Source organism: Streptomyces sp. NPDC127038, from assembly GCF_042725875.1.
GTDB lineage: Bacteria > Actinomycetota > Actinomycetes > Streptomycetales > Streptomycetaceae > Streptomyces.
Window position 1 is genome coordinate 1 of the sequence record NZ_JBHXDQ010000124.1, and the last position, 8,702, is coordinate 8,702.

Annotated in this window: 6 protein-coding genes; 3 read left to right on the forward strand and 3 right to left on the reverse strand. The window is 71.4% G+C overall.

What is annotated here, in order from left to right:
• Positions 1–85: 85 nt before the first annotated feature.
• Positions 86–5,023, reverse strand: a complete 4,938-nt coding sequence (locus ACFWI4_RS40655) for an NAD-glutamate dehydrogenase (RefSeq protein WP_387206685.1) — start codon at positions 5,021–5,023, stop codon at positions 86–88.
• 122 nt (positions 5,024–5,145) lie between these two features.
• Here ACFWI4_RS40655 and ACFWI4_RS40660 point away from each other — a divergent pair, with 122 nt between their 5' ends.
• Together ACFWI4_RS40660 and ACFWI4_RS40665 are read left to right on the forward strand one after the other, a co-directional pair.
• A complete protein-coding gene (locus ACFWI4_RS40660; RefSeq protein WP_387206687.1) occupies positions 5,146–5,310 on the forward strand; it encodes a hypothetical protein in 165 nt (54 codons plus the stop codon).
• A 332-nt stretch (positions 5,311–5,642) separates the two neighbouring features.
• The gene (locus ACFWI4_RS40665) at positions 5,643–6,209 is read left to right on the forward strand and encodes a DJ-1/PfpI family protein (protein WP_385408602.1); all 567 of its coding nucleotides are present in this window, start codon (positions 5,643–5,645) and stop codon (positions 6,207–6,209) included.
• A gap of 58 nt (positions 6,210–6,267) precedes the next feature.
• On the opposite strand, the gene ACFWI4_RS40670 is transcribed toward ACFWI4_RS40665, so the two are convergent.
• Entirely contained in the window at positions 6,268–6,933 is a 666-nt protein-coding gene (locus ACFWI4_RS40670; protein ID WP_387206689.1) for an HAD family hydrolase, read from the reverse strand.
• Positions 6,934–7,001: 68 nt separating this feature from the next.
• A complete protein-coding gene (locus tag ACFWI4_RS40675) occupies positions 7,002–7,517 on the reverse strand; it encodes a DUF6912 family protein (protein ID WP_387206691.1) in 516 nt (171 codons plus the stop codon).
• 347 nt (positions 7,518–7,864) lie between these two features.
• On the opposite strand from ACFWI4_RS40675, the gene ACFWI4_RS40680 reads away from it, so the two are divergent.
• Entirely contained in the window at positions 7,865–8,452 is a 588-nt protein-coding gene (locus ACFWI4_RS40680; protein ID WP_387206693.1) for an Rv3235 family protein, read from the forward strand.
• Positions 8,453–8,702 lie beyond the last annotated feature (250 nt).

Below are 8,702 nucleotides of genomic sequence, written 5' to 3' on the forward strand. Positions count from 1 at the left end.
GCCCCGGGTCGTGATGACCCGGGGCGCCCCCGTCCGCTCGGCTCCCGGGCTCTGATGCCCGGGAACCGCCTGTTCTGACCGTTCGCTAGGAATGCGTGCGCAGCAGTGTCCGCATCGTCCGCATCGCCACCGACAGGTTGGCGAGGTCGAACGAGTCCGAGCCCTGGATCTCGTCCAGGGTGGTGCGGGCCCGCCCGAGGATCGCCGTGTTCTTCTCCCGCCAGGCGTCGAAGCGCTGCTCGGGAGTGGACGAGCCCTCGCCCACCGCCAGGACGTCGGCGGTCAGCGCCGCGTGGGCCGCGTACAGGTCCTCGCGGATCGACGCGCGGGCCATGGACTGCCAGCGGTCGGCACGCGGCAGCTCGATGATGCGGTCCATGAGCTGGGTGATGCCGAGACGGTCGGCGAGGTCGTAGTAGACCTCGGCGACGGCCATCGGGTCCCGGCCCATGCGGTCGGCCACCGAGACGATGTCCAGCGCCGGGAAGGCGGACGAGAAGCCGGCCACGCGGGTGGCGAGCTCGTCCGGCACGCCGGCGTCCGACAGCTCGTCGTAGATCTGCTGGTACCACTCCAGGTCCGTGCCGCGGACCAGCTTGGGAAGCTCCGACCACACCTGCTCGACACCGTCGGTGAAGAAGCCGATGGTCTCGGCGAGCTGGAGCGGCTGCGGCCGGTTGTTGAGCAGCCAGCGCGTACCGCGCTCGACGAGCCGGCGCGAGTGCAGCCGGATCCGGGTCTGGACGTCGGCGGCGACGGTGTTGTCGAGCGCCTCCACCGCGTCCCACACCGCGCTGGAGTTGAAGATCGCGCGGGCCGCGGTCTGCGCCCGGACGATCTCCTCCAGCGAGGCACCCGTCTCCTCGCGCAGACGGTGCAGGAAGCTCGTACCGCCCGTGTTGACCGTGTCGTTGACCAGGACGGTCGTCACGATCTCACGGCTCAGCGCGTGTCCCTCGATCTGCTCGCGGAACTGGTCGCGCAGCGCCGTCGGGAAGTAGGCGAGCAGCAGGCTGTGCAGATACGGGTCGTCGGGCAGCGTGGTGGCGAGCAGCTCGACGGAGACCGTGATCTTCGTGTACGCGAGCAGGACGGCCGTCTCCGGACCGGTCAGACCCTGGCCGGCGTTGAGCCGCTCGCGGATCTGGCGCTCGGTGGGCAGGAACTCCAGGGCCCGGTCGAGGTGCCCCTCGCGGACCAGGTGGCGCAGGAAGCGCTGCTGGGCGTGGAGCATGCTCGGGGACTGGGCCAGCGCGTTGGAGATCGCCACGTTCTGCGCGTAGTTGTTGCGCAGCACCAGGGCGCCGACCTCGTCGGTCATCTCGGCGAGCAGCTTGTTGCGCTGCTTGACGGTCAGATCGCCGTTGGCCACGACCGCGTTGAGCAGGATCTTGATGTTCACCTCGTGGTCGGAGGTGTCCACACCGGCGCTGTTGTCGATGGCGTCCGTGTTGATCCTGCCGCCGTGCTGGGCGAACTCGATCCGGCCGAGCTGGGTCAGACCCAGGTTGCCGCCCTCGCCGACGACCTTGACGCGCAGTTCGGCGCCGTCGACGCGGATCGCGTCGTTGGCCTTGTCGCCGACCTCGGCGTCGGACTCGGCGGACGACTTCACGTACGTGCCGATGCCGCCGTTCCACAGCAGGTCGACGGGCGCCTGGAGGATCGCGCGCATCAGGTCGGCGGGCGTCATCTTCGCGACGTTCGACTCGATGCCGAGGGCCTCGCGGATGTGCGCGTTGACCGGGATGGCCTTGGCGCTGCGCGGGAAGACCCCGCCGCCGGCCGAGATCAGCTCGGCGTCGTAGTCGGCCCACGAGGAGCGCGGCAGCTCGAACAGACGGCGGCGCTCGGCGTACGAGGTCTCCGCGTCCGGGGTCGGGTCGATGAAGATGTGCCGGTGGTCGAACGCGGCGACCAGGCGGATGTGCTCGGAGAGCAGCATGCCGTTGCCGAACACGTCGCCGGACATGTCGCCGACGCCGACCACGGTGAAGTCCTGCGTCTGGGTGTTGACACCGAGCTCCCGGAAGTGCCGCTTCACGGACTCCCAGGCACCGCGGGCGGTGATGCCCATCTTCTTGTGGTCGTATCCGGCGGAACCGCCGGAGGCGAACGCGTCGCCGAGCCAGAAGTCGTACGACTGGGCGACCTCGTTGGCGATGTCGGAGAACGTCGCCGTGCCCTTGTCGGCGGCGACCACGAGGTAGGTGTCGTCCTCGTCGTGCCGGACGACGTCGGCGGGCGGGACGATCTCGCCGGCCACCATGTTGTCGGTGATGTCGAGCAGCGCGGAGATGAAGGTCCGGTAGCTGCGGATGCCCTCGGCCAGCCAGGCGTCACGGTCGACGGACGGGTCGGGCAGCTGCTTGGCGACGAAGCCGCCCTTGGCGCCGACCGGCACGATGACGGTGTTCTTGACCATCTGCGCCTTGACCAGGCCGAGGATCTCCGTACGGAAGTCCTCGCGCCGGTCGGACCAGCGCAGACCGCCGCGCGCGACCTTGCCGAAGCGCAGGTGCACACCCTCGACCTTCGGCGAGTACACCCAGATCTCGAACGCCGGGCGCGGCGCCGGGAGGTCCGGGATGGCCGTCGGGTCGAACTTCATGGACACGTACTCGTGGGGCGTGCCGGCCGTGGACTGCTGGAAGAAGTTCGTCCGCAGGGTCGCCTTGATCAGGTGGAGGAAGGACCGCAGGATCCGGTCCTCGTCCAGCGAGGCGACCTGGTCGAGGGCCGCGTCCAGCTCCTCCAGGAGCGCGTCCGTCAGCTCGACGCCGGCGCGCTGGCGCTCCGGCGACATCCGCGCCTCGAACAGCGAGACGAGCAGCCGGGTGGTGTGGACGTTGTTGCGGAGGGTGTCCTCCATGTAGTCCTGGCTGAACGTGGAGCCGGCCTGGCGCAGGTACTTCGCGTAGGCGCGCAGCACCATCGACTGGCGCCAGTTGAGGCCGGCGCTGAGCACGAGGGCGTTGAAGCCGTCGTTCTCGGCCTGGCCGGTCCAGGTGGCGGCGAAGGCCTCCTGGAACCGCTCGCGGCCGTCGTCGCCGAGGTAGTCGCCGTTGCCGTTGAGGGACTTGGGCAGGCGCAGCCCGAAGTCGTAGATCCACGCGGTCGTACGGTCCGAGCAGCGCAGTTCGTAGGGCCGCTCGTCGGTGACCTCGACGCCCATGCGGTTCAGGGCGGGCAGGACCGCGGAGAGCGAGACCTGCTCACCGGTGCGGTAGATCTTGAAACGGCGCTCGCCGGGCGCCGCGCCCACGGGCTCGTACAGGCTGAGCGCGAAGTCCTTGCTGGGCTCCTGGCCGAGGGCCTGGAGGTGGACCAGGTCGGCGACGGCGGAACGCGGCGAGTGGTCGGCCTTGTAGCCCTCGGGGAAGGCGTTGCCGTAGCGGCGCAGCAGCTCGGCGGCGCGCTCCTCGCCGCACTCGGCGGTCAGCGCCTCCGCGAAGCCGTCGGCCCAGGAGCGGGCGGCCTCGACGAGACGCGCCTCGATGCGCTCCTTGTCGGAGTCGGACAGCTGCGGCAGCTCGGTGCCGGGCTCGACCCGGACCACGAAGTGCAGCCGGGACAGGATCGACTCGGTGTTCCAGGCCGTGAAGTCGACGCTGGTGCCGTTGAGCTCTTCCTTGAGGATGTCGATGATCCGCAGGCGCACACCGGTGGTGTAGCGGTCGCGGGGGAGGTAGACGAGGGCCGAGTAGTAGCGCCCGTACTCGTCCTGGCGCAGGTAGAGCCGCAGCCGGCGGCGCTCCTGGAGGTACAGGACGGACGTGACGATCGCCCGGAGCTCGTCCGCGGGGGTCTGGAACAGCTCGTCGCGCGGGTACGTCTCCAGGATCTGGAGCAGGTCGCGGCCGTCGTGGCTGTTGGGCGAGAACCCGGCGCCGCGCAGGACCTCCTCGACCTTGCGGCGGACGACGGGCACCCGGCGCACGGACTCGGTGTACGCGGCGGAGGAGAACAGGCCGAGGAAGCGGCGCTCCCCGACGACCTCGCCGTTCTCGTCGAACTTCTTGACCCCGACGTAGTCCAGGTACGAGGGCCGGTGCACGGTGGCGCGGCTGTTGGCCTTGGTGAGGATCAGCAGCTTGTGCTCGCGGGCCTTGGCCCGGGCGTCCGCGGGCAGCCGCTCGAAGGACGGGCTGACCGGGTGGCTGTCCTCGCCGTGCTGCGGGTCGGAGCGCAGGATGCCGAGCCCGGTGCCGGGGACGGCGGCCAGCGAGTCGTCGTCGCGCAGCTGGTACTCGCGGTAGCCGAGGAAGGTGAAGTGGTCGCCGGAGAGCCAGCGCAGCAGTTCGCGGGCCTCCTCGACCTCCTGGTCGCGCAGGTCGTCGGCGGTGGGCTCCTTGGGGAGCTCGTCGGCGATCCGCAGCGCCGCGTCGCGCATCTTCTCCCAGTCCTCGACGGCCTCACGGACGTCGGACAGGACGCGCAGCAGGTCCGCGGTGATCTGCTTCAGGTCGGCGCGGTCGGTCTCACGGTCGATCTCGACGTGGATCCACGACTCGACGTGCGCGTCGTGCGGCAGGTCGTCGGCGGAGGGCCGCGTGGGCAGCACCTCGATGAGCTTGCCGGTGACGTCGCGCCGGACGACGAACTGCGGGTGGATGACGACGTGGATGCCGCGCCCCTGGCGCGACAGCTCGTTGGTCACCGAGTCGACGAGGAAGGGCATGTCGTCCGTGACGACCTCGACGACGGAGTGGCTGCAGGTCCAGCCGTTCTCCTCGACGGTCGGCGTGTGCACGCGCACGTTCGCCGTGCCCTGCGGCCGCATCTCGGCCAGTCTGTAGTGGGAGAAGGCCGCTCCGAAGACGTCGACCGGGTCGCGGTCGGTGAGGTCCTCCGGGGCCGTGTGCAGGTAGTAGCGCTGGAGGAACGCGAGCACGGTGTCCCGGTCGGGGGTGCCCTCGCCCGTCGTCCCAGTCGGTAGGTGCCCCCCGACCGGGCTGTTCTCAGCTACCCGGGCAGCCCTCTCGAGCAGCTCGGCCTTGGCTTCGTCCAGCTTGGTCTGCATTGTCCTCTGGCTCCTGTCGCGCGCCGTTGCGTGACGTTGAAGGAAATACGGTCTCGTGGCTTCCGACGTGACGTCTCGACGCGGGGTGTCCGGTCGGGTTCGACGCTATGCCGGAAGGTGAGATGGGCGGAGGGATATCGGCCGATCCGGACGCTCCCGGAGACCGTGACGCCGCTCTCGGCGACCTCCGCACCCCGGATGATGTCGGCGTACGGACCGCACGGCCGTCCACGCTCGCCGCGATTCCGCTCGCGCGCACGGCCGTCATGATCGTGTTCCGCCCGTGAAGATCAGCGATGGCCGCCCGGTCACGGATGTCGTCCGTGCGCTCCGGGCGCGGGGCAGGGGCGACGATGCCCCCGCGAGATATCGCGCTGATCACGCCACCAGGCTATCGCCCCCGACCGGGGGGTCGTCATGAGCCGTATGTGTACAAAACCGGGGGTGGAACTTTGACACTATGCACAGGGACGAATGGGGCGACGGCATGCAGTGCGGGCCGACGGCGCGTTACCTTCGTCGTACGGGCGGTGTTCTGCCCCTTGGCAGACGCCTCCCCCGGATGCAGGTTGACCGGGACGGCGAAACGCGCAAGGACGGCCGACGGGAGCGCAGCACCATGGCAGCGAAGATCCTCATTGTCACCGGCGACGCGGCGGAGTCGCTGGAAGTCCTCTACCCCTATCAGCGGCTGCGCGAGGAGGGCTACGAGGTCCACATCGCGGCGCCCGCCCGCAAGAAGCTCCAGTTCGTGGTCCACGACTTCGAGCCCGGCTTCGACACGTACACGGAGAAGCCCGGCTACACCTGGCCCGCGGACCTCGCGTTCTCCGAGGTCGACCCCGGTGCGTACGTCGCCCTCGTCATCCCCGGCGGGCGTGCCCCGGAGTACCTGCGCAACGACCTCGAACTCCGCAAGATCCTGAAGTCCTTCTTCGACGCGGACAAGCCGGTGGCCCAGATCTGTCACGGCCCCCTGCTGACCGCCGCCGTCGACAGCCTGAGCGGGCGCCGCGTCACGGCCTATCCGGCGCTGGAGCTCGACATGCAGGCGGCGGGCGCGACCTTCCAGGACGCGGAGGCCGTCGTGGACGGCACGCTGGTGTCCTCGCGCGCCTGGCCGGACCACTCCGCCTGGATGCGCGAGTTCCTCAAGGTGCTGCGCTCGAAGGCGCCGGTGAACTGAGCCTCACGGCCGCCGCCGGGGTCCTCCGGTGGGGCCGGCCCGGAGGTTTCGGCGGGGTTCAGGCAGCCTGTCTGGCGGCCTCCTCGACCGCCTCCTCCAGGCTGTCCACCACGGGGACCCCGGCCTCCTCCAGGCTGGCGCGGCTGTGGGAACCGCCGGTGTAGAGGACGGCCCCGGCGCCGACGTGCCGTGCGGCCGTCGCGTCGTCCACCGCGTCGCCGATCACCACCACCCGGGCCGGTTCGACACCCCCGAGGGCCCCGAGGTGACGCACCATGTGCTCGGCCTTGCTGCCGCCCGAGGGCCCGGTCCGTCCGTCGACCCGCAGGAAGTGCGGCTCGATCCCGAAGCCCCGCACCAGCGGGACCAGCTCCGCGTGGACGTACATGCTCAGCAGGGACTGGCTGCGGCCCTCCGCCTCCCACCCGGCCAGCAGCGCGGGCACCCCGGCGGTGAGCCCGCACGCCGTGCGGTGCTCGGCGTAGTACCGGTGGAAGGTGTCGTCCATGACCTCCCACTCGGCCTGCGTGGGCAGCCTGCCCATGAGCCGCTCGTAGAACCTCGGCACCGGCACGCAGTACATCGCCCGGTACCGCTCCAGGGTGATCGGTTCGAGGCCCAGCTCGGCGAAGGCCGCGTTCGTCGCCCCGATGATCGCGTCATTGTCGTGGAACAGCGTGCCGTTCCAGTCCCACACGATGTGCGCGTTTCCTGACTTCCCCATACCGAGAAACGTACCCGCCGCCACCGACAACGCCTCGTCGAGGAGGGCGGCCGGCGGCGTCCGGTCGGCTACTCCCCGAGTCCGACCAGGCCGGGGATCTCCTGCGTGGCGAACCACAGCAGCTCGTGGTCCTCGGCGCCGTCGACCACGAACCGGGCGTCGTCGTCCCCGGTCTCGGCCGCGGCGAGGGCGGCCGCCGCGGCGGTCACGTCCTTCTCCGCGTCCACCGCGTCCACGTGCACGGCGGCCGCCTTCGCCAGGGTCACGTCCTGGGAGACCCGCACCTCGCCGAGCGCCGCCGGGTCGAGTCCGCGGTCGGGGTCGGCGGCCGCGGCCCGGTCCGGGACGTCGACCGCGACGACGACCCGGCGCCGCACGGCCCCCGTGTCGGCGGCCAGCAGCCGCAGCGAGGCCAGCGCGGCCCGGCTCAGCGCCGCGTACTCCAGTTCCTCGATGTCGTCGGAGACGTACCACTCGCGCAGGGCGGGCGTGACGGCGTACGCGGTGAACGGGCCCGTCTCCAGCTCTCCCGTCTTGTACGCCTCGGCGAGACCGGAGAGGGTCAGGGGGACGTAGACGCGCATGGCTGGCCGCTTTCGTAGTCGGGGCTCCGAGGTCCACGCGGTCCGGGCACCTCCGGGGAGGGCGGTCCCGCGTCTCCGGGAGGGCCTTCAGGATACGTGCGGGCGTCCCCTTTCGAGGTCCCGGCCGCACGCTCCGTGGCGTCCACCTCACGCCGGCGATTCACCCGGTACTCCCCTGTGCCGCCAAGGGCCGCGCCGCTCCCGGCCACCCTGATAGGTGAACTCCTCCGCCGTCGCGACGCGTGCCGGACGTCCTTGCGCGGGTCCCTTTCCGGCTCGTACAAGATCCCCGACACGAAAGTTACCGACCGGTATCACCGGTCAGGACCGACGAGCGGGGACGACGTATGAACAAGGTGATGACCAGGACCGGGCGCGCCCCGGGCACCCGCCCGCCCGGCCGCCGGGACTCCCGCCGCCCCGGCAGCCCCCCACCCCGCACCCCGGCCACCCCCTCCAGGACCCCGGACAACAGCCCTCCACGCGCCACGTCCCACGAGGCGGGGCTCCGGGGGTCGCAGGAGGAGTCACCGGGGTCGCCGGGCGAGGGTCGGAGGCTTGCCACGACGGCCCGCGAGGGCGTCCGGCGCTCGGTTCCGCAGCCGCGGCCCACCGATGTCTTCGCCGAGCGCCTGCTGGCCGTCCTGAGCGGCGCGCGCCCCGTCCACTGCATGCTGCGCCACACCGCGGGCCGGGCGTACGACGAACTGGTACGGCTCGCCGAACGCGGCCCCCTGCGCACCCGCGGCACCCGCCCCGTCGTCCGGGACATCGGCTACTACGTCGCGCGCCCCGGCGCCGTCGAGGCCTTCGCCCGCATCGGCGCCGGCGACCAGCTCCGCGCGATGGCCTTCCGGCTGGAACAGGGCCCCGACCTGCGCTGGCGCTGCACCGCGATCGAACTGGGCCCCCGCCCACCCCACCCACGCGGCTGAACATCCCCGTCACACCGCCTCCGGACCGGGGACGTCAACATCCGAGCCGCCCCGGCCGGGGGCCTGGGGAGCCACGACCACGGCATCCACCCCTGGGCCCGATGCCACCTTGCCAACGGCATCGGGACCGGGACCCGGACGCGGGACCCGGACGCGGGACCCGGACGCGGGACCCGGACGCGGGGCCCGGACGCGGGGCCCGGACGTGGGGCCCGGACGTGGGAAGGGCCGGACACCCGGTGTCCGGCCC

What these genes read in the sequence shown, in the direction of transcription:
- ACFWI4_RS40675 (WP_387206691.1), bottom strand. Translation starts at nt 7,517, where the DNA reads ATGCGCGTCTACGTCCCCCTGACCCTCTCCGGTCTCGCCGAGGCGTAC.
- ACFWI4_RS40660 (WP_387206687.1), top strand. Translation starts at nt 5,146, where the DNA reads ATGGGCGGAGGGATATCGGCCGATCCGGACGCTCCCGGAGACCGTGAC.
- ACFWI4_RS40670 (WP_387206689.1), bottom strand. Translation starts at nt 6,933, where the DNA reads ATGGGGAAGTCAGGAAACGCGCACATCGTGTGGGACTGGAACGGCACG.
- ACFWI4_RS40655 (WP_387206685.1), bottom strand. Translation starts at nt 5,023, where the DNA reads ATGCAGACCAAGCTGGACGAAGCCAAGGCCGAGCTGCTCGAGAGGGCT.
- ACFWI4_RS40665 (WP_385408602.1), top strand. Translation starts at nt 5,643, where the DNA reads ATGGCAGCGAAGATCCTCATTGTCACCGGCGACGCGGCGGAGTCGCTG.
- ACFWI4_RS40680 (WP_387206693.1), top strand. Translation starts at nt 7,865, where the DNA reads ATGAACAAGGTGATGACCAGGACCGGGCGCGCCCCGGGCACCCGCCCG.